The sequence below is a fragment of the Actinoplanes sp. NPDC051475 genome, assembly GCF_040689425.1.
Taxonomy (GTDB): Bacteria; Actinomycetota; Actinomycetes; order Mycobacteriales; family Micromonosporaceae; genus Actinoplanes.
Genome location: NZ_JBFAZZ010000001.1, coordinates 846,994 through 870,235, shown reverse-complemented (window position 1 = coordinate 870,235; position 23,242 = coordinate 846,994). Strand labels below are relative to the sequence as shown.

Sequence of the window (23,242 nt, the reverse complement as noted above, 5' to 3'; positions counted from 1 at the left end):
GCATAATGATCCGCATAGATCCGACGGCCCGGAGACAGGAGCCATGGCGCAGGACGACGTGCCCGACCCGTTCACCGAACTCGAGGAATGGGGCAGGAAGACCGAGCGCCGGGTGCGCCAGAGCCGCCTGCGAGGTGGGCTGGTCCGGCGGATCCCGCTGGTCGCTGTGGCTGTCGCCGCGGTCGTGGTGCCGGCCCTGGTCGTCCCCCGGCTGTGGTCATCGGTGTCCGCATCGAGGTCCGCCGGTCATCCGGCCGCGAACGTGCCCGAGGGCACCACGGCGACGACGTCACGAAGCGCTACGCCCACCAGCGCGTTCGCCGGCACCCCTGCCGCCGGCTATCCGGTGGGCGCTGCGGGCATCACGCTGCCGCCGGCGGCCGCGGTGCCCGGCTTCACCGCGGCGCGGGTGCGGACGGCGCTGAAGAGCGTCCGGGAGGCGTTGATCGCCGGCCGGCTGGACGACGCGATGCTGACCGGTCACGATCCGTCCCGGCTGCTGGCACTGCTCGCACCGAACCAGCGCGACGATGTCGGCACATGGTTCGAGGACAGGACCTTCGACACGGTCGCCACCTGGATCGACCCGGCCGTCCGGCTGGACGCCCGCGAGCGGCCGCGGGTCAGCGGCCGGGTGACGTACGCCTCGACAACGGTCGACGGCATCCGCACGCTCCGGGTGACGACGAACTTCGTCTGGGTGTACGCCTTCGACCGCGCCGACCGTCCGCTCGCCGCCGCGCACGACGAGATCCGATGGGAGTTCCCGGCCACCGCCCACCTGCGTGCCCATGACCGGGGCATGTGGATCGGTGCGACCAAGGCGTACACGGCGTGGGTGGACTGCGCCGCCTCGGACCGCGGGTTGCTGGCACCGACGCGCCGGGAGGCCGCCCCGCAACCGACCCGTACGGAGGACCCCGACGCGCTGCTCGAGGCCGACCACTCCCTGACGATCGAGGACGAGTGCCCGTGAGTATCTCGCCGACGGGTCGGCCGCACGTACTACCCGGATCGTGGCGGACCGCCCGATCGGCTTGCCGGGGAGCTGGACGGGGCCGCATCATGCCGTCGTGGGGTCGGACTGGATCTGGGAACTGAGGGTGCCGGTGGCGGCGGAGCCGGCCCTGCGCGTGCTGTACGCGCTCGCGGCCGAGCGGGACCTGCGGACGATCGAGGACCCCGAGGTGACACTGGCCGCCGTGGCGACGGGCAAGGAACACGGCCGGCTCCGGGCCGGTGGCGACGTCGACGTCTTCGTCAACTGGCGGGACGGGTCGCTGAGCTGGGCGCTGAACGCGGGGTTCTGTCACCGCCGCCCGGCACCCGAGGCCGACGCCTTCCGCGAGGTGCACGCCCGGCTGACCGGCCTGTGGCTGGACGTCGCGGAGCGCCTGAACGCGGACGTCGGCCGGGTCCTCGACGAATGGTCAACCGAGCAGGTCTGGAATCTCGGCATTCACGAGGGGATCCACCCGGGCGGCGGATGGCCGGCGGAACTCGGCTGGTGGACGTACCTGGGCGCCGGGCGCCACCTGCCGCAGTCGCCGTTGCCCGAGGTCACCGCCCGGGCGTACCGGCTTCCGAACGGTGCCCTGGTGGTGGCGCTCCTCGACGACCCGGCCGCCGTCGACCCGTTGCGCTACGCGGACATCCACGCCCGCTGGATGCGCGCGGCGTGATCCGGAGGTTTCCGGCGGACTCCACCTGCTCGTCGTCCAGCGGCCATGTACACGCCGCGCCTGATCTTTTAGGTTGACCGCGATCTATCTCTTCGAACGCGGGAGAACCTATGTCCGTCAAGGGCAGGATCGCGGCCGTGCTGGCCGCCGCACTCGTCACCGCGGGGCTCGCGGGCCCGGCGCCGGCGCACGCAGCGGTCAGCCGGGCACAGCTGGCGCTGCGCTGGGCCCCCATCCACTACCAGGACGTCGACGCCACCGGCAGCCACGCCCTGGGCGGCAAGTCCGACTACCTCACCCGGGTCGACTACGACGGCGACCTGAACGGGCGCAACAACTGGGACGACGCCGGGCAGGCCGGGGTGTCCTTCGCGGCGCACGTGTACTACTCCGTCGTGGAGACCGGCAGCCATTGGTTCATCACGTACTTCTTCTTCCACCCGCGCGACTGGATCGACCACCCGTTCTTCGAGAGCGAGCACGAGAACGACGGCGAGGGCGTCACGCTCGCGATCGAGAAGAACGGTACGGACTACGGGGTGCTGCGCGGGGCGGTCACCGTCGCGCACACCAACTTCTACTCGTACACCCCGGCCGGGAGCACCTGGACCACCGGCCGCGAGACCGTCGACGGCACGCTGCAGATGCAGTCCTCGCCGCACGACTCGTTCCAGCACCCCGTGACCGCGCAGGAGCGGGGCGGGCACGGGCTCAAGGCGTACCCGCAATACAAGATCAACGGCGACGGCATCGTGTACTACCCGTCGGCGACGGCCGAGACGCCCAGCACCACCGACGACCGCGACGTCCAGTACGCCCTCGTCGACATCTTCGCCGCCGGCGGACTCTGGGCCGAGCGCGCAAACAGCAGCCTCTTCGCAAACCTGGGCACTTTCGCCGGGGACACCTCCGGCGACTGCGGCGTAGGTACCTTCTCGTGCGGCACCAACTCGGCCAACGCGCCGTGGGGCTGGGACGACGGCGATGACCTGCCCGGACGGGGGGAGATCGCCACCGACCCCGCGAAGCTGTCCGCGGAGTACTTCACCGTGCCCGGGACGCTTTCCCGTTCGTACACGTACAACCCGTACTCCGTTGCGGCGGCGGCGCTGAAGGAAGCGGCCCGGACCGCGCCGCGCGTCGTCGACTGACGCGGCGGCCCGCGTCCCGGCTCAGGAATCCCGGGCCGGGACGCGCGGTGCGGCGGTGCTGTCACGGACGACGAGCTCGGTGGCCAGCTCGAGCCGGGGCGTCTCGATCTCCTCGCCGACGGCCAGGCGCAGCGTCGTGCGCGCCGCCAGCCCGCCCATCTCCGCCAGCGGCTGGCGCACCGTGGTCAGCGGGGGAGACGCCCAGCGGGCCTCCGGCAGATCGTCGAAGCCGACCACGCTCAGGTCGCCGGGGACCCGCAGGCCGCGGTGCCGGGCGGCCTCGTACACGCCGAGGGCCATGGTGTCGCTGGAGGTGAAGATGGCGGTCGGCGGGTCGGGGAGTTCCAGCAGCGAGCGGCCGCAGGCGAAGCCCGACTCGTACATGAAGTCGCCTTGCCGGATCAGCGACTCGTCGACCGACTCGAGGCCGGCGCGGTATCCGTCGAGCCGCGCCCGGCTGCAGAGGAGGTTCCTCGGGCCGGCGATGAAGCCGATCCGTCGGTGCCCGAGCCCGGTCAGATGCTGGGTGGCGGACAGGCCGCCGGCCCAGTTGGTGGCGCCGACGGTCGGGATGTCCAGCGGGGCGCCGCCGGCCGGGTCGATCACGACCACCGGGATGTTGAGCCGCTGGAGTTCGGCGTAGACGGGGGTGGTCGGGTCGGAGGTCACGAAGATGACGCCGTCGGACTGGCGGGCGTAGAGGTTCTGCAGCCACTGCCGGGTCGCCGTCGAGCGCCGGTGCACCGCGGAGACGACCGTGCCCACGCCGGCCGCGTGCATGACGTCCTCGACGCCGCGGATCAGCTCGACCGCCCACGGGCTGTCCAGGTCGTTGAAGACGAGGTCGACGAGGGCCGCCTTGCCGGTCTGCTGGCGCGAGGCGCGGCGGCGGTAGCCGTGCTCCTTGAGCAGGTTCTCCACCAGTTCCCGGGTCTGCGGGGCGACGTCGGCGCGCCCGTTGAGGACGCGGGACACCGTGGGGACGGAGACTCCGGCCTCCCGGGCGATCGCGGCAATGGTCACGCGGGCCACGGACCCTCCTCGAAAGTTTCGGGGCCAAGTCCCGGAAGTATTCCACAGTCCGTGCGTTGAAACATGAATCGCATTAACATCTCGGCTTATTGATCGCCCTCGGTCTATATCCGGAGGTGCCCTTGTCCCCCAGACGGCTGCTCGCGGGCCTCGCCGCGAGCCTGCTCCTGCTTCTCCCCGCTCCTGCCTCCGCCGCGCCCTCCGGTTATCAGGTCGGAGTGGGCATCGGCGACATCACCGGTGAGGCGGCCGAGGTCGGCATGCTCGGCTACGCCGACCCCACCCAGACCACATCCGGCCTGGCCTCGCGCCAGTGGGCGCGGGCCTTCGTGGTCGCCGACGCCGCCGGCCACCACGTCGCCTTCGTCAGCACCGAGATCGACTTCGTCACCCAGGCCGTCCAGATGGAGGTCCTCAAGCGGCTGCGGGCGAAGCACGGTTCCACGTACACCGACCAGAACGTCGTCCTGACCGCCACCCACACGCACTCCGGCCCCGGTGGGTACTCGGAGTACACGATGTGGAACCTCACCACGCTGGGCTTCGAGGCGCCGGTCTTCGAGGCGATCGTCTCCGGCATCGTGCGGGCCGTGGACGCCGCGGACGCCGGGCTCGCCCCCGGCACCGTCAAGATCGCCGAGGGCGACCTGATCGGCGCGAACGTCAACCGCTCGCTCCCGGCGTTCGAGAACAACCCCGCGGCCGACAAGGCGAAGTTCCCCGGCGCGGTCGACACCCGGATGACGGTGCTCCGCTTCGAGCGCGGCGGCCGCCCGGTCGGCCTGCTGAGCTTCTTCGCCACCCACGGCACGTCGATGACCCCGGCCAACCACCTCATCAGCGCCGACAACAAGGGGTACGCGGCACACCTGATCGAGGACGGCGTGCACGGCGTCGACTGGGCCCACCGCGGTGCGTTCGTGGCCGCCTTCGCCCAGACCAACGCCGGTGACATGTCGCCCAACCTGCGCAACGGCGGCGCCCAGGGCCCGACCGACGACGAGTTCGAGAACACCCGCATCATCGGCAGGCTGCAGGCCGACAAGGCCCAGCAGCTGTTCGACAGCGCGACCGAGGAGCTCACCGGCCCGATCGACGCCCGTGGCCGCTATGTGGACTTCTCGAACGTCCAGGTGACCGGGGCGTACACCCCGGACGGCCGGGAACACCGAACCTGTCCCGGCGCGCTGGGGCAGAACTTCACCGCCGGTGCCGAGGACGGCCCCGGCCCGCCGATCGTCGACGAGGGTGACCTGAGCACCAACCCGCTGCTGCTGGTCGCCGGCATCGTGGTGAACCCGACGCCGGCCGAGGTACGGGCCTGCCAGGCACCCAAGGACGTGTTCCTGGGCAGCGGCAGCCAGAACCCCCCATGGACGCCGCAGATCATGCCGCTGCAGATTCTGCGCATCGGGCAGCTCGCTGTCACCACGGCGCCGGGGGAGTTCACCATCGTCTCCGGCCGCCGGGTACGCGATGCGGTCGGCGCCGAGCTCGGCGGCATCGCCACCCACCAGATCCTGGCCGGGTATGCGAATGCCTACGCCGGCTACGTGGCGACCCCGGAGGAGTACGACCTCCAGCACTACGAGGGCGCCGCGACGCACTTCGGCCGCTACACGCAGTCCGCGTACGCCCAGGAACTGGCGAAACTGGCCGCCGCTCTGCGCACCGGGCAGCCGACGCCCAGCGCGGTCCAACCGCCCGCCCTGCCGCAGAATCGGATCAGCGTCCGCCCGGGCGTGGTGCTCGACTCGCCGCCGCTGGGCAAGTCCTTCGGCAGTGTCGTCACCGAGCCGGCCGCCTCGTACGGCCGCGGCGCGACGGTGCGCGCCGACTTCGTCACCGGCCACCCGAACAACAACCTGCGCGACGAGGGCACGTTCGTCGAGGTGCAGCGCCAGGACGGCAGCGCGTGGACGACGGTGTCCACCGACTCCGAGTGGCAGACGATCTACCGGTGGAAGCGCGAGTACCTCGGGGTGTCCACGGCCCAGATCAGCTGGACCGTGCCGGCCGACGCGGTGCCGGGCACCTACCGGATCGTGCACCACGGCGACGCCAAGAGCATCACCGGAACGATCAAGCCCTTCACCGGGACCACCCGTACCTTCTCAATCACTCCCTAGGGGACAAAAACGGCGGCGCTCGCGTCCTCCTGGCGCGAGCCCCGTTGACCCCTGGTGTGCTTAACAACCGAAATGGCCTGAAATCCGCCACGCGAAAGCTGGTGACGCTCGGCGTGGCGACCGTCGTGGTCGCGGCGGGCGGTGCCGCCCTGGCCGAGGTCGTCTCCGGTACGCCCGCGACAGCGCCCTCCTTCAACGGCCCGGTGTACGCCCTCGCCCACCGCGGTGACGTCGTCTACGTCGGCGGCTCGTTCACCGGCGCGGTCGTCGGCGGCAAGACGATCGCCCGCGCCCGGCTCGCCGCCTTCGATGCGAGCACCGGGGCCCTGCTGAGCTGGAACCCGGGCGCCGACTCCACCGTACGAGCCCTGGCGGTCGACGGCACCACCGTCTTCGCCGCCGGCGACTTCGACAAGGTCGCCGGCATGTCCCGTGACGCGATCGCCGGCATCGACGCCTCCTCCGGTGAGCTCACCGCCCTCAAGCACACCGTGCTGGGCCAGCCGAACGCGCTCGCCGTGGGCAACGGCCGGCTGTACGTCGGCGGCCGGCTCACCTCCGTCGACGGCTCCCCGCGGACGAACCTCGCGGCGTTCAGCACCGCCGGCGGAACCCTGGACAGCTGGGCGCCGACCACCGACGACACCGTCAACGCGCTGGCGGTTGCCGGCAGCCGGGTCTACCTCGGCGGCAGCTTCCACAAGACCAACGGGATCAGCTCCACGCTGCGGCTCACCGCGGTCGACGGCGTGACCGGTGTCCTCGACAAGGGCTTCCTGCCCAAGCCGGTGTCGCAGGTCTTCGCCCTCACCACGGACGCGGACGGCGTGTACGCCGCGCTCGGCGGCCAGGGCGGCCGGGCCATCGCGTACACCTTCGGCGGCCTCGCCCGCTGGACCCGCGTCTTCGACGGCGACGCCCAGGCGATCGCGACCCTCGGTGGCACCACGTACGTCGGCGGCCACTTCGACCGGGCGTGCACGACCACCAACAACGGCACCAAGGGCGTGTGCACCGACGGCTCCGTACCCCGGGTCAAGCTCGCCGCGATCGACGGCGCGGGCAACCTGACCGAGTGGGCGCCGCAGGCCAACGGCGTCGTCGGCGTCCGCACCCTCGCCACGAACGCCGGCAACGGCCTGCTCGGCGTGGGCGGCGACTTCACCACCATCGGCGGCGTCACGCAGAAGCGTTACGCCTCGTTCGGCGGACCCACTGCGCGGATGCCGGTGCCGCCCGTGCCGCCCTCGCCGTACGTGGCGTCGTACAACTTCGACTCGACGGTGCCGGACGGCACCTACGACGACGGTTCCGGCAACGGCCACCTGCTGCGGACCCGCGCGGTGAACGGAGCCGTCCTCAAGACCGTGGCGCACGGCAGCGGCCAGGCCATCATGTACCCGGCGAAGTGCACCGGGACGACGTGTCCCCGGGTGGTGCTGCAGGCCGCCGACGCGCCGGAGCTCAACCCCGGGGCCAAGGATCTGCGGTACGGCGCGCACGTGCTGCTCTCGCCGGCGGAGACCTCGTCGGGCGAGAACATCCTGCAGAAGGGCTACTCGACCGCCGGCGGCCAGTACAAGCTGCAGGTCGACGGCGCCTCCGGCAAGCCGAGCTGCGTGATGAGCGACAAGTCCTCGACGACCATCCACCTGGCCAAGAGCGGCAAGTCGATGGCCGACGGCGGGTGGCACGCCCTCGAGTGCAGGCGCGCCGGCACCTCGCTGACCATCCTGGTCGACGGCCAGGTGGAGGGTTCCGCGACGCTGCCCGCGGCCCTGTCGGTGGTCACGACGCAGCCGCTGAGCCTGGGCGGCAAGGGTACGGGCGTGAACAACGACCAGTTCCACGGCGGCCTCGACGACGCCTGGGTCAGCATCAGCTGAAGCGCGACACGAAGGAAGCGGCCGGGATCCGTCCCGGCCGCTTCCCGTCTCTCACGCCGCCTTCGGGCGTCCCGGCAGGAAGAGCGCCACGATCGCACCCGCGGCGATAATGGCGGCGCCCACCATCACCGCCGGCACGATGCCGTCCACGAACGACTGGCCGCCGGTGTAGCCGCCGTACGAGCTGAACACCGAGGCCAGCACCGCGACCCCGACCGCCACGCCGAGCTCCCGGACGGTGTTGTTGGCGCCGGAGGCGACACCCCGGTCCTGCTCGGACACGCTGGCCAGCGCCATCGTGCTGATCGGCGCGAAGGTGAGCCCCATGCCGACGCCGGCCAGGACGAAGGCGATCACGAGATCGCCGTAGGAGACGGTGGTCGAGCTCGCGAGTGCGATCCAGAGCACGCCGGTGGCCAGCAGGACCTGCCCGGCCACGATCAGGTTACGGACCCCGGCCCGGTCGGCGAAGATGCCGGCGAGCGGCGCGACGACCATCGGCGCCATGGTCCACGGCAGCGTCCGGACGCCCGCCTCCAGCGGGCTCAGCCCCTGGACCACCTGGAAGAACTGGGCGAGCAGGAACACCGACCCGAAGGTGCCCGCCGAGAACGTCAGCGTGACCACCGTGACCAGTCCGAAGCCTCGCGACCGGAAGAGTTTCAGCGGCAGCATCGGCGTGCGGTTGCGCCACTGCCACAGGACGAAGAGGGCGACCAGGACGCCGCCCGCGGCGAGCATGCCGAGCACCCGGCCCGAGGTCCATCCGTGATCCGGCCCGTCCACGACGCCCCAGACCAGCAGCAGCATCCCGGCGGCGGACAGCACCAGGCCCAGCGGGTCCAGCCGCGGGGCGCCGCCCCGGGACTCCCGCAGCACGACGGCGGCGAGCACGGTGGCGAGCACCCCGACGGGCACGTTCAGCCAGAAGATCCACGACCAGTGCAGCCCCTCGACGACGGCGCCGCCGACCACGGGCCCGACGGCGACCCCCAGGCCGCTGATCCCGCCCCAGATGCCGACCGCGGCGTTGCGCATCCGTTCGGGTACGGCCTGCGCCAGCAGCGTGAGGGACAGGGGAGCGACGGCGGCGCCGGCCAGCCCCTGCACGGCTCGCGCGGCGGTCAGCATCCACGGCTCGGTGGCCAGGGCGGCGGCCCCGGACGCCAGTGTGAACACGACGATCCCGGCCAGGAACATCCGCCGCCGCCCGATCCGGTCACCCAGCGCGGCGGCGGTGAGCAGGAAGGCGGCGAACGGCAGCGTGTACGCGTTGACGAACCACTGCAAGTCGGCCAGGGAGGCGCCGAGCTCGGCCCGGATAACGGGCAGTGCGGTGGTCACCACGAGGTTGTCGAGCGTGACCATGAAGACGGGGATGCCGACGGCGGCCAGCACGGCGGCGAGCGGGCGGGCCGCACGGGGTGGTGCGGAAGCGGGCGGCTGCACGCTCGGCACGGTCACGGTGGTCATGGACTGGCTCCTTGTTGTTATCGAATGATAACTAGTGCGCCCGCCAGGTTAGTTATCAACCGATGCCTTCCGCAACCCCGGAGTGCAGGGAATCTCGTCCGGACGCGGCGGAACGGGCCGGCGCTGCGATCGCCGGCCCGTTCCCGCCTCATGTCACGGCACGAGGACGTTGCGGTAGATCCCGTCGTCGGTGCCCCGGACGAATACCTGGAGGCTGCCGCTGTACACATCCGCGCCCGGGCCGGCCAGCGTCGCTCCGCCGCCGGGAACCGGGACCCACCCGCTCCAGGCGCCACCGCTGAGGACATTTCGATAGATGGCGTTGTCGGTGCCGCGCACGAAGACGTTCAACGCGCCGTTGAAGACAACTGCCGCGGGGCCTGAGGTGGTGGCGCCGCCGCCGGGAAGCGGTGCCCATCCGCTCCACGTGCCGCCGCTGCTGAGGACGTTGCGGTAGATGGCGTTGTCGGTGCCGCGGACGAACAGATTCAAGGCGCCGCTGTAGACGACGGCAGCCGGGGCCGACGGTGTGGCGCCGCCGCCCGGGACCGCGCTCCATCCGGACCAGGTGCCGCCGCTGCTGAGGACGTTGCGGTAGATGGCGCTGTCCGTGCCGCGGACGAAGAGATTCAGTGCACCGTTGAAGACGACGGCCGCGGGGGCCGCGAGGGTGGCGCCGCCCCCGGGGACCGCGCTCCACCCGGACCAGGTGCCGCCGCTGCTGAGCACGTTGCGGTAGATGGCGTTGTCGGTGCTGCGGACGAACAGATTCAAGGCGCCGCTGAAAACGACGGCCGCGGGCCCCGACGTGGTGGCGCCGCCGCCGGGAACCAGCGTCCACCCACTCCAGTTTCCAGCGCTCAGCACATTGCGGTAGATCGCATTGTCCGTGCCCCGGACGAAGACGTTCTGGGTGCCGTTGTACGAGACGGCGGCCGGGCTGTCCGGCGTCGCGCCGCCGCCGGGCAGCGGAGCCCAGCCGGTCCACTGCTCGAGGGGTGCCGCCGCGGCTGCCGGGGTCGCCGCCTGGGCCGGAGCGGAGATGCCGAGCGCGGCCAGCGCGACCAGCGCGACACCCGCGACCGCCGCCCTGAGGCGCCTCGTTCCGTGCTGCGAGAAGGTCATCGCGTCTCCTTCGAAAGGTGTGCGGGACGATCGGCCGGGGTGCGGCCGATCGGTGCGATGACTGCCGGCGGGCCCGCCTGTGCGTCGCCTTCAATCTCGTCCCGGACCGACCCCCCCGTCAAGACCCGATACACATCGAAGGACGACAATACAAATTCACCTTTTCGCCATTCCTTCAAAGCTGCGACGACATTGTGTCGGAGGTGCGGTGTCATCGGCTGATAACCTGGACGGGTGGCCCGTACCCGTCTCACCGCCGTGGAGCGCCACGAGCAGCTGCTCCGGGCGGCCCTGACCGCCTTCACCACCGGCGGCTACGCCGGCACCACCACCGACCAGGTCGCCCGGATCGCCGGGGTCTCCCAGCCGTACGTGATCCGGCTGTTCGGCACCAAGCAGCAGCTCTTCCTCGCCACCGTCGACCACGCCGGCCGTCGGATCGAGGAGCGGTTCCGCCGGGCGGCCGCCGAGGAGCCCACGCTGGCCAGCCTCGGTGCGGCCTACGACGACCTGCTCGCCGAGCGCGAGCTGATCACCGTCCTGCTGCACGGCTTCACCGCCAGCGCCGACCCCGCGATCGGCCCGGTGGTCCGCGACTGCTTCGGCCGCATCTACCGCACGGTGCGCGAGCTGACCGGCGCCGACCAGGAGGAGGCCCGGCAGTTCCTCGCCATGGGCATGCTCCTCACCTGCCTCGGCGCGATGCAGGTCGTCGGCCCCAACGCCGTGCCGCGGGAGCCGTGGATGACCGAGCTGCTCGACAAGTAGCTCAGGGCATGTTGTGGCGGGTGTACGCCGGCTCCCGCAGCCCCAGCATCGCCTCGGTCATCCGTACGGCCTCCACCGCCGGCCGGACGTCGTGCACCCGGACGATGCGCGCCCCCCGGAGGATGCAGAAGACCACCGTCGCCAGCGTGCCGGCGAGGCGTTCCCGTTGCGGCAGGTCGAGCGTCTCGCCGATGAAGTCCTTGTTGCTCACCGCCGCCAGGAGCGGGTGGCCGATGTCCGCGACCTCGTGCAGGCGGCGGGTGATCTCCAGCGTGTGCACCGTGTTCTTGTTCAGGTCGTGGCCCGGGTCGATGATGATCTGCTCCGGGCGTACGCCGCGGTCCTCGGCCAGGCGCACCCGCTGCCGCAGGAAGTCCGTGACCTCCGCGGTCACGTCGCCGTAGGTGGGTCCCGGGTACGCGGTTCGCGGCGCCGCGAGGCTGTGGGTGATGACCAGGGTGGCGTCCGTGCCCGCCACCGCGTCGGCCATCGCCGGGTCGCGCAGGCCGGACGTGTCGTTGATGACGCCCGCGCCGGCCTTGATGACCTCGCGGGCCACCTCCGGGCGGAACGTGTCCACCGAGACCACCGCGAGGCCCTGGGCCGCCTCGACCACCGGCAGGACCCGGTCGAGTTCCTCGGCCGCGGTGACCTCCGGACCGGGGGCGAACGGTACGCCGCCGATGTCGATCCAGTCGGCGCCCGCCTCCGCCGCCGCGCGGACCGCCTCGGTGGCACGGTCGAGGGCGAAGGTACGGCCGCGGTCGTGGAACGAGTCGGGTGTGCGGTTCACGATCGCCATCACCACCACCCGCCGGGAGAAGTCGTACGGGCGCCCGCCGATGACCCGTTCGGCGCTGATCAGGGGCGGTGCGTAAAGGCTCACGACCGGAGACTAACCGGCGATGAGGTGCGGGAATTAGGGACTCCCGGGAATGATCGCGGCGCTCTAGGGTGCAAGGGGTGACGGAAGCAGGACTCGCGGTCGCCGACGTGCGGGGTCCGTTGCGGTACCTGTGGTGGCTGGTACGCCGGCAGAAGCGCCGGGTCGCGGTCGGTGCGCTGCTCGGGTCCTCGTGGATGGTGGGACTGACGCTCCCGCCGTACCTGCTCTCCCAGGCCATCGATCTGGGCCTGCGCCGGCGCGACCTGACCGTGCTGACCACCTGGGTCGCCGCGCTCTTCGCCGTCGGCGTGGTCAACGCGGTCCTGGCCATCCTGCGGCACCGGACCATGACGAAGATCCGGATGGACGGTGGGCTGCGCACCATCCGGACGGTGATCGCCCACGCGACCCGGCTCGGTGCGGCCCTGCCCCGGCGCATCGGTGGCGGTGAGGTGGTGACCATCGGGGTGGCCGACGTGTGGGTGCTCGCCCAGGCCCTGACCATCACCGGGCCCGGGTTCGGCGCCGCTCTCGCGTACGGGGTGGTCGCCATGCTGTTGCTGAGGATCTCCCCGTTGCTGGCCGTCGTGGTCCTCGCCGGTGTTCCCGTGCTGGCGGTGGTGGTCGGGCCGATGCTGCGCCGGCTGCAACGCGCCGGGACCAGGTACCGGGCGCATCAGGGCGCGCTTGCCGACCGGCTCGTCGACATCGTCGCCGGACTGCGCATCCTCAACGGACTCGGCGGCAAGCAGGCGTACGCGGCCCGCTACCGCCGCGAGTCGCGCCGGGTCGTCGAGGAGGGCTACCACGTCGGGGCGGTGACGAGCTGGATCCAGGCGCTCGGCGTCGGCCTGCCCGCGCTGTTCCTGGCGGTGGTGATCTGGCTGGCCGCCCGGATGGCCGCCCAGGGCACCATCACGGTGGGCGAGCTCGTCGCGGTCTGGGGGTACGCCGCGGTGCTGGTCGTGCCGGCGGCCTTCGTCATCGAGGGCGGCTTCGACATCGGCCGTGCCCTCGTCGCCGGGCGGCGCATCCTGGAGTTCCTGCGGTTGCCGGCCGACCCGTCGCCCCCGGAGCGCGGGCCGGAGCGGCCGGCGGCGCTGTACGACCCCGAGTCCGGTGTCGTGGTCGCCCCGGGCCGGCTCACGGCGATCGCCACGGCCCGGCCCGGGGATGCGGCCGCCGTCGTCGACCGGCTGGGCCGCTACGGGCTCACCGCCGCCACGTGGGACGGCGTTCCCGTCGTACGGATCGCCGTGCGCGAGCGCGTGCTGGTCGCCGACGGGGACGCGTACCTGTTCACCGGCACGCTGGGCGAGGTGGTCGCGGGCCGGACGGCGGTGGATGACGCCGCCGTGTCCCGGGCCCTGGCCGCGGCCGCGGCGAGCGACATCGTGGACGGTCTGCCCGGCGGGACCGCCGCCGTGCTGGACACCCAGGGCCGCAACCTCTCCGGCGGCCAGCGTCAGCGGGTCCGCCTGGCCCGGGCGCTGCACGCCGATCCGGAGATCCTGCTGGCCGTGGAGCCGACCTCGGCGGTCGACGCGCACACCGAGGCGGCCGTCGCCGAACGGCTCGGTGCCGCCCGGGCCGGGCGGGCGACGCTCGTCACCACGACCTCGCCCGCGCTGCTCGAACGCGCCGACGTCGTGCACTACCTCGTCGGGGGCCGGGTCGTCGCGACCGGCAACCACCGCAGCCTGCTCGCCGCGGAGCCGGGATATCGCGCGCTGGTCAGCCGCGCCGCGGGGGAGGGCGTGCCGGCCGGGGCGGCCCGATGACCACCCTGCCCGTCGCCGGGACCGCCCCGATGCGCCGGGCGGCCGCCCGCCTGCTGCGCGCGGAACGGCGCACGGTCGCCTGGATGGTGCTGCTCAACGCGTCGGCCGCGGTCGCGGCGCTGGGCGGCCCGTGGCTGCTCGGCCGGATCGTCGACACGGTGGCCGGGGGCGGCGCCTCGGTCGGTGCGGTGGACCGGCTCGCCGCCGGGATCCTGGTGTGCACGCTCGCGCAGATCATTCTGACCCGTACGGCGCTGGGGGTCGGCTACCGCTTCGGCGAGCGTACGGCGGCCCGGGTCCGCGAGGACTTCCTCGACCGCGCCCTGGCCCTGCCCGCGTCCGTGGCGGAACGGGTGCCCACCGGTGACCTGGCGACCCGGGGCACCGCGGACGTCGGCGCGGTCGCCACCACGCTGCGCGACGCCGTGCCGGAGGTCCTCATCGCCGCCGGGCAGGCGCTGTTCGTGCTGGTCGCGGTCTTCCTCCTGGACCCGCTGCTGGGGGCGGTGGCCGTGCTCGGCCTCGCCGGGATCCCGGCCGTGACGCGCTGGTACCTGCGCCGGGCCCGCCGGGCATACCTGGAGGAGGGTGCGGCGGTGTCGGCGCTCGCCGACGAGATGGCGGCGACGATCGCGGGTGCCCGTACCGTCGAGGCCTTCGGGTTGCAGGAACGCCGGATCGCCGTGGCCCGCGACGCGATCTCCCGGGTCCGGCGCACCCGGCTGCGGACGCTCTTCCTGCGCAGCGTCCTGTTCCCGGCGGTCGACGTCTCCTATGTGGTCCCGGTGGTGGCGGTGCTGCTGATCGGCGGCGCCCTGCACGCGGACGGGCGGCTGACCCTGGGCGCGGTGGCGGCATCCGCGCTCTACCTGCGCCAGCTCGCGGTCCCGCTCGACGCCATCCTGATCTGGCTGGAGCAGCTGCAGAGCAGCGCGGCGTCGTTCGCCCGGGTGGAGGGGCTGGCGGCGATCCCGCCGGCGGTCACCGTGCCGGGTCCGCCGCCGGCCGGGGACCGGATCGAGGTCCGGGGCCTCCGGTACGCCTACGACGGCGGCCGCGACGTGCTGCGCGGGGTGGATCTGACGGTACGGCCGGGGGAGCGGCTCGCCGTCGTCGGGCCGTCCGGGGCGGGCAAGTCCACGCTGGGTCGCCTGATCGCCGGAGTGGACCGGCCGCGCAGCGGGACGGTGACGGTGGGCGGGGTGCCGATCGCCGACCTGCCGCCGGACCTGCTGCGCCGGCAGGTCGTGCTGGTGAGCCAGGAACACCACGTGTTCCGCGACGCGGTCCGCGACAACCTGACCCTGGCCGCGCCCGACGCCACGGACGACCAGCTCCGGACTGCGCTGGCGGTGGTCGGCGCGGATTGGGTGGACGAGCTGCCCGAGGGCCTGGACACGCCGCTGGGCGGGACGGGCCTTGCCCTCGACGGCGCCCGCGCCCAGCAGCTGGCGCTGGCCCGGGTGGTCCTCGCGGATCCGCACACGGTGGTGCTCGACGAGGCGACGGCCCTGCTCGACCCGACGACCGCCCGGGACGCGGAGCGGGCGCTGGCGGCGGTGCTGCACGACCGTACGGTGATCGCCATCGCGCACCGGCTGCAGACGGCGCACGACGCCGACCGGGTCGCGGTCATGGAGGCCGGGCGCCTGGTGGAGCTGGGCACCCACGACGACCTGGTCGACGCCGATGGCGCGTACGCGGCCCTCTGGCGCACGTGGCACGGATAGTGACGGTCATGAGCGCAGTAAGCCGATAGGAAAAGTAGGAAAAGCGCGAATCCGCGGGAATACCCGATCACACGCGATCTATGCAGGGTTAATTCGCACCATCGGTCAACCGGAATCAGGTTCGGCGCGCGCTCCCAGCGGGTAGCGCATAGGGGACGCACCGACGGACGAACCAACTTGGAGGTAGCGATGAGTGACCCTTACACGGGCGCCCGCGCACCGGACGGCACCACGGGCTACGGCGAGGTGCCGGTGCAACCGGCGACCGAAACTTATCCGGCCACCGAGACGTACCCGGCGACCGAGACCTATCCGGCCACCGAGACCTACCCTGCGACGGGCCTGACTCCGGGCGAGAGCCTGACGGCCGGCGACGACCGTGCCTTCGGCTCGACGGAGAGCGACACCGGCTCGGGCGCCAAGGAGCAGGCCAAGCAGGTCGCCGGCGAGAGCGCGCACGCCGCCGGGCAGGCCGCGAGCGAGGTGAAGGACACCGCCAAGGAGCAGGTCCAGCGGGTCGGCGCCGAGGCGAAGACCCAGGCGCGCAACGTCGCCTCCGAGGTCCGCGACAAGGTGAGCAGCCAGGCGCGGACCCAGAACGACAAGCTCGTCGGCAACATCCGGCAGGTCGCCGACCAGCTCGACGAGATGCGCGGCGACCGGCAGGACTCGCCGGCCGCGAGCGTGGTCTCGCGGGTCGCCGACGGTGGCCGGCAGTTGGCCGACTACCTCGACCACCACGGTCCCGAGGGCGTCCTGCGCGAGGTGCAGGACTTCGCCCGGCGTCGTCCCGGCGCCTTCCTCGCGACCGCCCTGGCCGCGGGCTTCGTGGTCGGGCGGCTCGGCAAGGGAGTGGCCAAGGCCGACGACACCGCCGGCAAGCCGCAGACGGACTCCTTCGTCTCCGGTACGGACACCGCCGGCTCGTACGGCACCGCCGGCACGTACGCGACCGGCTACGACACCACCGGCTACGACACCACGGCGACCACGACGGGCGCGACCGGCACCGGCTACGCCGACCCGGCCGTCGAGACCCGCGGGTACACCGCCGGCGGCACCGAGTACGCCTCCACCGGCACGGGCACGCCCGTCGTCGTGGAGGAGGAGTATCCGGGTGGCGCGCGATGACCACGCCGTACCCGGCCGAACAGGAGCGCGCCGAGGAGGTCTCGTCGACCTCCGTCGGTGAGCTGATCGGCAACATCAGCAACGACCTCTCCCAGCTGTTCCGCCAGGAGGTGGAGCTCGCCAAGGCCGAGGTCAAGGAGGAGGCCGCCAAGGCCGGCAAGGCCGCCGGAATGCTCGGCGGTGCCGGTTTCGCCGGCTACCTCGCGGTCGTGCTGCTCAGCTTCGCCCTGGTGTTCGGCCTCGCCAACGTCATGGACGCCGGCTGGGCCGCGCTCATCGTGGCCGTCCTCTGGGGGATCATCGGCGCCGTTCTCTACGCGAACGGCCGCAAAAAGCTCAAGACCGTCGATCCCGTGCCGCACCGCACCGTCGACACGATCAAGGAGGACGCGCAATGGCTGAAGAACCCGACCGGCTGAGGCAGGAGATCGAGCAGACGCGCGCCTCGCTGACGCGCGACGTGGACCTGCTCGCCGAGAAGACAAGCCCGAAGCAGGTGGCCAAGCGCCGCTGGACCTCGGTGAAGGAGAAAGTCATGGGAAGCTCGGGGAGCGCACACTCGGCGGCCGGCACCGTGCAGGACAAGGCCTCGCAACTGGGCGACAAGGCGTCGGAGAAGGCGTCGCACCTGGGTGACGTTGCGTCGGAGAAGGCGTCGCAGCTCGGTGACAAGGCGTCGGACGCGGCGCACAACGTCGCCGACACGGTCCGCGGCGCGCCGCAGGCCGTGACCCAGCAGACCCAGGGCAACCCCCTCGCCGCCGGCATCATCGCCTTCGGCGTCGGCATGCTCGCAGCCACCCTGATCCCGGTCACCGACGCCGAGAAGCACGCCGGCGAACAGATCAAGGAGCACAGCGGCGACCTGACCGACAAGGTCAAGGACGTCGCCGCCGACCTCAAGGACGATGTCTCCGGCACCGTGCAGGAGGCTGTCGGCCAGGTCAAGGAGACCGCACAGGACGCGGCTCAGACGACCAAGCAGCAGGCGCAGTCCTCGGCGCAGGACGCCAAGGAGCAGAGCAAGCAGGCCGTAACCGACGCCCGCTCCTGACCCACGAGAAACCGCGCACACCCGAACGGGGGTGTGGTGACCGAAAGTCACCGCACCCCCGTCGGCGTACGCCAACCCGTGTTTGCCACCCCCCGCCCAGGGCACCCCCGGACGAGGAGCCGGCAACCAAGGGGGAAAGAGCATGAAGTTCGGATACAAGCTGTCAGCCGAGGGCTTCGGCCCCAAGGAGCTGATCCAGCAAGCGGTACAAGCCGAGCAAGCCGGCTTCGACTTCGTCGAGATCAGCGACCACTACCACCCCTGGCTCGACATTCAAGGCCACTCACCATTCGCCTGGACCGTCCTGGGCGCCATCGCCGCGAAGACCGAGCGCATAGGCCTCGCCACCGGCGTCACCTGCCCGACCGTCCGCTACCACCCTGCGATCATCGCCCAGGCCGCCGCCACCCTCGCGATCACCTCGGACAACCGCTTCACCCTCGGCCTTGGCTCCGGCGAACGGCTCAACGAACACGTCGTCGGCCAGGGCTTCCCGAGCGTCCGCGGCCGGCAGGAGCGGCTCCGGGAGGCGCTGGAGATCATCAAGCTGCTGTGGCGGGGCGGCTACCAGTCGTACGAGGGCAGGCACCTGCAGCTCGAGGACGCCCGCGTCTTCGACCTGCCGGACGAACTGCCCGTGATCGCGGTCGCCGCCGGCGGCAGGAGCGCCGCCACCCTCGCGGCGGAGCTGGCTGACGGCCTGTTCGCCACCGAGCCGCGCAGCGACCTCGTCGAGACCTACCGTGGGGCGGGCGGCGCCGGGCCGCGCTACGCCGAGGTCCCGATGGCCTGGGCGACCACCGAGGAGGCCGGCGTGCGGGAGGCGTTGAAGACCACCCGCTGGGCGCTGACCGGCTGGAAGGTGATGAGCGAGCTGCCGAACCCGGCCAACTTCGAGGCCGCGTCGCAGACCGTCCGCGAGGAGGACATCCGCGGGCAGTTCGCGGTCGGCCCGGATCCGGAGCCGTACGTGGAGGCCGTCAAGGAGTATGCCGCCGCGGGCTTCGACCACATCGTGCTGATGAACGCCGGCCCGGACCCGGACGGCTTCATCGACTTCTTCCACAAGGACCTGGCTGACAAGCTGCGCGCCCTGTAGTCAGTCCACGAGTTTGCGCAGGACGGCGGGGAGCCGGGCGATCATGGCCCGCTCCTCGCCGTCGAGCGTCCGCAGGGTGGCGGCGATCCGGGCGGAGCGCTGCCGCCGTTCCTCCGCCAGCCGTCGCGTGCCGGTGGAGCTGAGCGTCACGACGACCCGGCGCCGGTCGTCCTCGGCGACGCCCAGCGTCACCAGGTCCTGATCGCCGAGCAGATTGACCGTCCGCGTCATCGACTGGTGCTTCACCCGCTCCCGCCGGGCCAGGTCGGCGATCGACAGCGGCCCGGTCCGGGCGAGATGTCCCAGCACCGCGACCTGACTGCGCGGCATCGTGTCGTACGCGCGCACGCGCCGCACGAAGTCGCCGAGGGCGGTCCGGAGTTCCTCGGCCAGGTCGGTGAGATCCGCGTCATCGTCCATGGCCAAACAATACAGGCTTGCTGTATGTTTCGGATCTACAGCAAGCCTGTATTTCTGAGGAGCCCGTCATGGAGCACGACCCGTACGCGAAGGCCTTCCCCGTCCCGGCTTTCCCGTTGACCAGCAGCGACTTCCCGCCCGGCGGGCCGCTCCCGCCGTCGGCGTACGCGACCACGGACGGCCCCGGCGAGTCGCCGGCCCTGTCGTGGGGGCCGCTGCCAGAGGGTGCCCGCAGCCTCGTCGTCACCGCCTTCGACGCCGACGCCCCGATCCCGGGCGGTCTCTGGCACTGGGCGGTCAAGGACGTCCCGGCCTCGGTCGGCGGCCTCGCCCGGGGCGCCGCCGACCGGCTGCCGCCCGGAGCGAGCCACCTCGCCAACGACCTGGGCCATGCCGCCTACTCGGGGGCGAAGCCGCCGCCGGGAACGGGCACGCACCGCATGTTCGTCGCCGTGACCGCCCTGGATGTCGACGTCCTGGAGGTGCCGCGCGGCGCGAGCCTCGCCATGCTCCACATCCTCATGATCCCGCACACGGTCGGCCGCGCCGTCCTGGTCGGCACGAGCGTCGCTCCTTGATGGACGATCGCGTTTCCGCGGGGGCCGCACCGGGTAGCGGTGGTGCATGCGTCCAGACGTCCTGTTGCGCGCCGCCGTGCTCGGCGCCTCTGCCGGTGCCCGGAGTGTGACCCCGCTCGCGGCGCTGGCCCACGACGGCGGCGGCCGCTGGGCGCGGGCCGTCACGCTGGCCGCCGCGGGCGGCGAGATCGTCGCCGACAAGCTGCCCCGGACGCCGAGCCGGTTGATGCCCGCGCCCCTCGCCGGCCGGCTCGTCCTGGGCGCCGTCGCCGGCGGTTGGTACGCCCGCCGCCGCGGGCAGTCCGTGGTCGTACCGGCCGTGACCGCGGCCGCCGCGGCAGCTGCCGCGAGCTGGGCGGGAGCACGCTGGCGGGCCCTCGGGGCGCGACACGGGCTCGCCGTGCCCGCGGCCCTCGCCGAGGACGGGCTCGCGGTGGGCCTGACCGCCGCCGCCACCCGCCGCTGAAGCCGGGCGCGCCGCGTCACGCCATCTGCTCGACCGGCGGCGGCATCTTCTCGCGGTGCCGGTCCGGTTTGCAGCCGGCGAACGGCCCGGTCGGGTCCCGCAGCGTCTCCATGGCGGGACCGGCGTGGTCCCGGTGCCAGGTCGCCGCTTCGTGCAGGTCGCTTCGGGCGCCGGTCAACGCCTGCCAGGCCAGGAACAGAGCATGCAGCCGGGCGATCGCTTCCGGATGCCGCCACCACTGTGTGCACCAGGGGGATCCGGACGTCACCTCGCGGACGTAGACCGGCACCAGCACGTCGTGCACCCAGCCGGCGAGGTCTTCGAGCAGCTTTCCGTAGCTCTCCCCGTCGTGGTACAGGATGAAAGCCGTCTCGCTCCTCGGGGGCGGGGGCGAAACGGGCTGGTCCGACGACGAGTCGGCCGGATCCTCGTCCGGCGCGGACTCCGTCAAGAAGCCCATGATGTCTGAGTCAGCGGCCATGCCCGCCATCAACGTAGGAGGGCGACCGCCGGTTCAGTGCGGAAGTCCGGCCGGGCAGGCGGAGGTGCCCTTCCGGGCAGTGCGCCGCAAGCCTGCGAACCCGGGTCGCCGGCGGCCCGTCGCTGGGAGGTACGGGCGCACCGGCCCGCAGCCCCAGACTCCGAGGACGGCGCTGATGCCACGCACCAATGAGTACAGTGAGACGACCGCCAGCATCCTGAAAGAGATCGAGATCCGCGACGAACTGAGCAGCCATTATCGGCGGGCCAGCAAGGCGGCGTTCGTAGCCTTCTACCACTACGACAAGCATCAGGCTCCGCTGGTGTTCCAGACCCCGATCGAGGTCAGCGGGCAGGCGAGCACGAGGGGCACCCGCGCCTCCCAGCTGCCGCATCCCCAGAACGAACTGGCGAGCAGGGAGGCCGAGTCGGCGGCCGCCCAGTCACACTTCACGACCCTGCAGAACCTGAAGGAGAACAACTGGCAGGAACTGCGCCTCACCGGACCGCTGCCTCCGCCGTACCGCGTCTCCCAGCGCGTGGTCGGTGACAAGGGTGCCTGCGACAAGTGCGAGGACACGTCGATCTATCTGGCGAACTACGCCCAGCGGCTCTGGCCGGGTAACCAGCAGGGTGATCCGGACATGGAGCAGATCGCCGGAAGCATGTCCAGCGTCTATCTCAGGGACGGGGCGCACGCCGAACAGAGCACGATGCCCGGCCGCTTCCGGGACCATGTGGCCCGGTCCCAGTACGGCTCTCCCAGCGCGATTCCGACCGTGACCGGCGGGACCCCGACCTGGCGGAACGACCTCTACGGTGACGAGCCGTCGACGCGGAACCAGACCGCGCCCGGATACTCGTCCTCCAGCCTTCCCCCGATCGCGGACAACGATCCCTACACGTCGACCGAGTATTCCTCCTCGTCCCGGCGGGGCTCCGACCGTACCGGCTCGCCGGGCTCGGGTTCGGACGGAACCGGGGTGTCGTCCTGGTCCGACGAGGCGGGAAGTCCGACCAACTACCTGCCGGCGGGTAGCACGGCGAGAGTGTCGCACCCCAACAAGCACATCCCGGAGACCAGGGCGGAGCAACCGTCCGGACCGCAGTTCAGCCAGGACCGGGCGTGGGCCTGGCACGGTGACAAGACGTACGCCCTCGAGGCGCGGGTGACCAGTCCGGAACGGGTCAGCCACATCTACCGCAGTGTCGATTCCTCCCACTCCGCCCTCGCGGCGCAGTTCCGTTCGGACGGAAGCCTGCGCGACTTCCGGACCCAGAACGCGAAGGCCGAGAAGCTGTGCGGCGACGCGGCGCGCGCCGGGCACACGGTCGAGTCGTACAGCGATCGGGTGTACGGCGGTTACGGCACGGGCGACCACCGCAAGAAGCACCACAGCGGCCACAAGCAGAAGCGGGGCGGGCCCACGGCTTGACTGGCGAACCGCCGCCGTTCACCCGAAGTAATGGCTTCGACACGCAGGCTCGGGGTACAGGCCGGGCCATGACAATTCAGATCGACCGAGCCGCGGCACCCGGGCGCAGCGCCGCGCCCGAGACCGGCGACGTGACCGTGGTGGTCGCGACCCGGAACCGGCATGACCGGCTGCGCGAGACGATCCCCCGGCACGCCGCCCCGGTCATCCTCGTGGACAACGGCTCCGACGACGGCGGCCCCGGCGACATCCCCGGCGTCGAGGTGGTGCGGCTGGGGGAGAACCGCGGCGCGGCGGCTCGCAACGTCGGGGTGGAGCGGGCGGGGACGAGGTACGTCGCGTTCGCCGACGACGACTCGTATTGGGAGCCCGGTTCGCTGGCGTGTGCGGCCGCGTTGCTGGACGCGTACCCGCGGACCGCGCTGCTCTCCGCCCGCGTGCTGGTCGGACCGGAGGGGCGGGAGGATCCGGTCTCGGCGGCCATGGCCGCCGCGCCGCTCGGCGTGCCCGGCGACGCGCCCGGCCCGTCCATCCTGGGCTTTCTGGCCTGCGCCGTCGTGGTCCGGCGGGACGCCTTCCTCGCGGCCGGCGGTTTCGAGCCGGCCCTGCACGTGTACGGCGAGGAGGCGCTGCTCGCGATGGACCTCGCCGCCGCGGGACACCGGCTGGCCTACGCGCCCACGCTGACCGTGCGGCACCTGCCGTCTCCCGCCGGCCGCGACGCCCCGGCCCGGCGCCGCCTCGAGGTGCGCAACCGGGTGCTGACCGCGATGCTGCGGCGGCCGCCGCGGGTCGTACGGCGTACCGTGGCTGCGGCGTGGCGGGAGGACCGCGCCGGGGTGACCGACGCGGTGCGGATGGCGCCCTGGGTCCTGAGGCAGCGGCGGCCGCTGCCCCGCGACGTCGAGCAGGACCTCGTCACGATCGGCTGCTGA

General features: G+C 72.2%; 22 protein-coding genes. 16 read left to right on the top strand and 6 right to left on the bottom strand.

Annotated features, from left to right (window positions below):
• The first annotated feature begins 43 nt into the window (after window positions 1-43).
• From AB0368_RS04035 to AB0368_RS04025, 3 genes are all read left to right on the top strand, one after another.
• Window positions 44-976, top strand: a complete 933-nt coding sequence (locus tag AB0368_RS04035) for a hypothetical protein (RefSeq protein WP_366152268.1) — start codon at window positions 44-46, stop codon at window positions 974-976.
• A 97-nt stretch (window positions 977-1,073) separates the two neighbouring features.
• The gene (locus tag AB0368_RS04030; RefSeq protein WP_366152267.1) at window positions 1,074-1,682 is read left to right on the top strand and encodes a hypothetical protein; all 609 of its coding nucleotides are present in this window, start codon (window positions 1,074-1,076) and stop codon (window positions 1,680-1,682) included.
• Window positions 1,683-1,792: 110 nt separating this feature from the next.
• Window positions 1,793-2,833, top strand: coding sequence for a hypothetical protein (locus AB0368_RS04025; RefSeq protein ID WP_366152266.1), 1,041 nt, complete (start codon window positions 1,793-1,795; stop codon window positions 2,831-2,833).
• A 21-nt stretch (window positions 2,834-2,854) separates the two neighbouring features.
• On the opposite strand, the gene AB0368_RS04020 is transcribed toward AB0368_RS04025, so the two are convergent.
• Complete coding sequence (locus tag AB0368_RS04020; RefSeq protein ID WP_366152265.1) at window positions 2,855-3,865, bottom strand: LacI family DNA-binding transcriptional regulator; 1,011 nt, start codon at window positions 3,863-3,865, stop codon at window positions 2,855-2,857.
• 122 nt (window positions 3,866-3,987) lie between these two features.
• Here AB0368_RS04020 and AB0368_RS04015 point away from each other — a divergent pair, with 122 nt between their 5' ends.
• The gene (locus AB0368_RS04015; protein WP_366152264.1) at window positions 3,988-5,994 is read left to right on the top strand and encodes a neutral/alkaline ceramidase; all 2,007 of its coding nucleotides are present in this window, start codon (window positions 3,988-3,990) and stop codon (window positions 5,992-5,994) included.
• A 101-nt stretch (window positions 5,995-6,095) separates the two neighbouring features.
• Window positions 6,096-7,880, top strand: a complete 1,785-nt coding sequence (locus AB0368_RS04010) for a LamG-like jellyroll fold domain-containing protein (RefSeq protein ID WP_366152263.1) — start codon at window positions 6,096-6,098, stop codon at window positions 7,878-7,880.
• A 51-nt stretch (window positions 7,881-7,931) separates the two neighbouring features.
• Here the strand turns inward: AB0368_RS04010 and AB0368_RS04005 are convergent, their stop codons facing one another.
• Window positions 7,932-9,353 carry a DHA2 family efflux MFS transporter permease subunit gene (locus AB0368_RS04005; protein ID WP_366152262.1) on the bottom strand — a complete coding sequence of 474 codons (1,422 nt, stop codon included), beginning with the start codon at window positions 9,351-9,353 and terminating at the stop codon, window positions 7,932-7,934.
• Between the two features lie 153 nt (window positions 9,354-9,506).
• Window positions 9,507-10,478 (bottom strand): hypothetical protein, encoded by a 972-nt coding sequence (locus tag AB0368_RS04000; protein ID WP_366152261.1) that lies wholly within the window; start codon window positions 10,476-10,478, stop codon window positions 9,507-9,509.
• 234 nt (window positions 10,479-10,712) lie between these two features.
• On the opposite strand from AB0368_RS04000, the gene AB0368_RS03995 reads away from it, so the two are divergent.
• The gene (locus AB0368_RS03995; RefSeq protein ID WP_366152260.1) at window positions 10,713-11,246 is read left to right on the top strand and encodes a TetR/AcrR family transcriptional regulator; all 534 of its coding nucleotides are present in this window, start codon (window positions 10,713-10,715) and stop codon (window positions 11,244-11,246) included.
• A 1-nt stretch (window position 11,247) separates the two neighbouring features.
• On the opposite strand, the gene folP is transcribed toward AB0368_RS03995, so the two are convergent.
• Window positions 11,248-12,132: a dihydropteroate synthase gene (gene folP, locus AB0368_RS03990; RefSeq protein WP_366152259.1), complete on the bottom strand. Its 885-nt coding sequence runs from the start codon at window positions 12,130-12,132 to the stop codon at window positions 11,248-11,250.
• A gap of 194 nt (window positions 12,133-12,326) precedes the next feature.
• Here folP and AB0368_RS03985 point away from each other — a divergent pair, with 194 nt between their 5' ends.
• From AB0368_RS03985 to AB0368_RS03960, 6 genes are all read left to right on the top strand, one after another.
• Complete coding sequence (locus tag AB0368_RS03985; RefSeq protein ID WP_366152387.1) at window positions 12,327-13,913, top strand: ABC transporter ATP-binding protein; 1,587 nt, start codon at window positions 12,327-12,329, stop codon at window positions 13,911-13,913.
• The gene (locus tag AB0368_RS03980) at window positions 13,910-15,643 is read left to right on the top strand and encodes an ABC transporter ATP-binding protein (RefSeq protein WP_366152258.1); all 1,734 of its coding nucleotides are present in this window, start codon (window positions 13,910-13,912) and stop codon (window positions 15,641-15,643) included. The genes AB0368_RS03985 and AB0368_RS03980 overlap by 4 nt, the downstream gene beginning before the upstream one ends.
• Before the next feature lie 189 nt (window positions 15,644-15,832).
• The gene (locus tag AB0368_RS03975) at window positions 15,833-16,774 is read left to right on the top strand and encodes a hypothetical protein (RefSeq protein ID WP_366152257.1); all 942 of its coding nucleotides are present in this window, start codon (window positions 15,833-15,835) and stop codon (window positions 16,772-16,774) included.
• Entirely contained in the window at window positions 16,771-17,193 is a 423-nt protein-coding gene (locus AB0368_RS03970) for a phage holin family protein (protein WP_366152256.1), read from the top strand. Before AB0368_RS03975 ends, AB0368_RS03970 begins: the two co-directional genes overlap by 4 nt.
• The gene (locus AB0368_RS03965) at window positions 17,169-17,828 is read left to right on the top strand and encodes a DUF3618 domain-containing protein (protein ID WP_366152255.1); all 660 of its coding nucleotides are present in this window, start codon (window positions 17,169-17,171) and stop codon (window positions 17,826-17,828) included. Before AB0368_RS03970 ends, AB0368_RS03965 begins: the two co-directional genes overlap by 25 nt.
• Window positions 17,829-17,970: 142 nt before the next feature.
• Complete coding sequence (locus AB0368_RS03960; protein ID WP_366152254.1) at window positions 17,971-18,927, top strand: TIGR03557 family F420-dependent LLM class oxidoreductase; 957 nt, start codon at window positions 17,971-17,973, stop codon at window positions 18,925-18,927.
• Here the strand turns inward: AB0368_RS03960 and AB0368_RS03955 are convergent, their stop codons facing one another.
• A complete protein-coding gene (locus AB0368_RS03955) occupies window positions 18,928-19,347 on the bottom strand; it encodes a MarR family transcriptional regulator (protein WP_366152252.1) in 420 nt (139 codons plus the stop codon).
• 68 nt (window positions 19,348-19,415) lie between these two features.
• Here AB0368_RS03955 and AB0368_RS03950 point away from each other — a divergent pair, with 68 nt between their 5' ends.
• Both AB0368_RS03950 and AB0368_RS03945 read left to right on the top strand, forming a co-directional pair.
• Window positions 19,416-19,925, top strand: coding sequence for a YbhB/YbcL family Raf kinase inhibitor-like protein (locus AB0368_RS03950; RefSeq protein ID WP_366152251.1), 510 nt, complete (start codon window positions 19,416-19,418; stop codon window positions 19,923-19,925).
• A gap of 46 nt (window positions 19,926-19,971) precedes the next feature.
• A complete protein-coding gene (locus AB0368_RS03945; protein ID WP_366152250.1) occupies window positions 19,972-20,391 on the top strand; it encodes a hypothetical protein in 420 nt (139 codons plus the stop codon).
• Window positions 20,392-20,407: 16 nt separating this feature from the next.
• On the opposite strand, the gene AB0368_RS03940 is transcribed toward AB0368_RS03945, so the two are convergent.
• Entirely contained in the window at window positions 20,408-20,872 is a 465-nt protein-coding gene (locus AB0368_RS03940) for a DUF4913 domain-containing protein (RefSeq protein WP_366152249.1), read from the bottom strand.
• A gap of 175 nt (window positions 20,873-21,047) precedes the next feature.
• On the opposite strand from AB0368_RS03940, the gene AB0368_RS03935 reads away from it, so the two are divergent.
• Together AB0368_RS03935 and AB0368_RS03930 are read left to right on the top strand one after the other, a co-directional pair.
• Window positions 21,048-22,307 (top strand): hypothetical protein, encoded by a 1,260-nt coding sequence (locus tag AB0368_RS03935; protein WP_366152248.1) that lies wholly within the window; start codon window positions 21,048-21,050, stop codon window positions 22,305-22,307.
• A 68-nt stretch (window positions 22,308-22,375) separates the two neighbouring features.
• On the top strand, window positions 22,376-23,242 hold the full coding sequence (locus tag AB0368_RS03930; RefSeq protein ID WP_366152247.1) for a glycosyltransferase: 867 nt from the start codon (window positions 22,376-22,378) through the stop codon (window positions 23,240-23,242).